Below are 1,700 nucleotides of genomic sequence, written 5' to 3'. Positions count from 1 at the left end.
ATATAAGACGCGTCCATCGAATTTACGCAAGTAATTGAAGATGGACAAAATAACAATTGTGTTAATTGATAAAACATTGTATAATACAAACATGAACACAACATATAAATCAAACAATAATGTCGTCTATTCCTGTAAATACCATGTAGTATGGTGCCCCAAATATAGACGAAAAGTATTAACGAACGGTGTAGATGTCCGGCTGAAGGAGCTGCTCACAGAGTATGCTGCAAATCGTTCTGTAGACATTCTGGAAATGGAGATCATGCCGGATCATGTTTATATGCTGCTGGAAGTAGATCCTCAGTTTGGAATCCACAAAGCTGTAAAATCGTTCAAAGGCTATACGTCCAGAATTTTAAGACAGGAATTTCCCCATTTCAAAACGAAAATGCCGACGCTTTGGACAAACAGCTATTTTGTATCTACCGTTGGCGGTGCCCCGCTGGAAGCAGTAAAACAGTATATCGAAAACCAGAAAACATCGCAGAGACAAAAGGATAAGATGGGCTAATGCAAAAAGGGATCAAATTCAGAATCTACCCGAACAGAGAACAGAAAAACTTCATCCGCCAGACGCTGGGATGCTGCCGGCTGATCTACAACCGGGGACTTGCCATGCGCAAGGAAAGCTATGAAGAAGGGAAGAAGATTGGATATACCCAGACTTCCGCCATGCTGACCGAACTGAAAAGACAGGAGGAGTTTGCTTTTTTGAAAGCAGCAGATTCCATTGCCTTACAGCAGTCTCTGCGGGATCTCGACCAGAGCTTTGTGAATTTCTTTCAAAAACGTGCTTCCTATCCAACCTTCAAGAGCAAACATAACCGGTTCCAGTCATACAGAACGGTCAATCAAAAAGATAATATCCGTATTGTGGGAAGATATATCAAACTTCCGAAACTTGGATTTGTCAAAATACGCCAGTCGATGGAAGTGGGAAAAATTAATCACGTAACCATTGAGTACACACCGGCCGGAAAATATTTTGCAGTCTTAAATATTGATTTCAAACCGGAACCACGCCCAAATGCTGGAGGAACGATTGGAATTGATGTCGGAATCAAAGCATTCTATTCTGACAGCAATGGAAATACGGTATCAAATCCCAGATATCTGGAACGCTCCATGCGAAAACTCATAAGAGAACAGCGCAGACTTTCCCGGAAGCAGAAAGATTCCCATAACCGCGGGAAGCAGCGGCTCAGGGTAGCCAGAGTGCATGAGAAAATAGCCAATCAGCGGAATGATTTCCTGCAGAAACAGTCAACGATGCTGGTGCGCGAAAACCAAACCATCTGTATCGAGGATCTGAACGTGAAGGGAATGATCCGGAACCATAAACTGGCAAAATCCATAGCAAGTGTTTCCTGGGCAAAGTTTTTCGAAATGCTGGAATATAAAGCCAGCTGGTATGGAAATGAACTTCACAGAGTACCAACGATGTATCCGAGCAGTCAGACCTGCAGCTCTTGCGGCTACAGAAATCCACGGATAAAAAATCTGAGCATTCGTATCTGGGAGTGCCCGAAATGCCATGCAGTTCATGACCGGGATACGAATGCAGGCATTAATATTCTGAAAAAAGCACTGCAGATGCAGTCTGCATAAAGATGAAAAGCTGTACCGCAGGGCATACGGGAACAGGATAAACATAGCTTGTGGACACTGTGTAAGACATTGCAGTACCGTAAGGTATT

Annotated in this window: 2 protein-coding genes; both read left to right on the top strand. The window is 43.2% G+C overall.

The window, feature by feature from the left end:
* Positions 1 to 91 precede the first annotated feature (91 nt).
* Entirely contained in the window at positions 92 to 514 is a 423-nt protein-coding gene (tnpA, locus tag I2G42_RS16155; RefSeq protein ID WP_195531270.1) for an IS200/IS605 family transposase, read from the top strand.
* Entirely contained in the window at positions 514 to 1,611 is a 1,098-nt protein-coding gene (gene tnpB / locus I2G42_RS16150) for an IS200/IS605 family element RNA-guided endonuclease TnpB (RefSeq protein ID WP_195531269.1), read from the top strand. The genes tnpA and tnpB overlap by 1 nt, the downstream gene beginning before the upstream one ends.
* Positions 1,612 to 1,700: the final 89 nt, after the last annotated feature.

It is taken from the genome of Fusicatenibacter saccharivorans (assembly GCF_015557635.1).
Lineage (GTDB): Bacteria > Bacillota > Clostridia > Lachnospirales > Lachnospiraceae > Fusicatenibacter > Fusicatenibacter saccharivorans.
The sequence above is the reverse complement of the archived record's forward strand: the minus strand, read 5'-3'. Positions and strand labels throughout refer to the sequence as shown.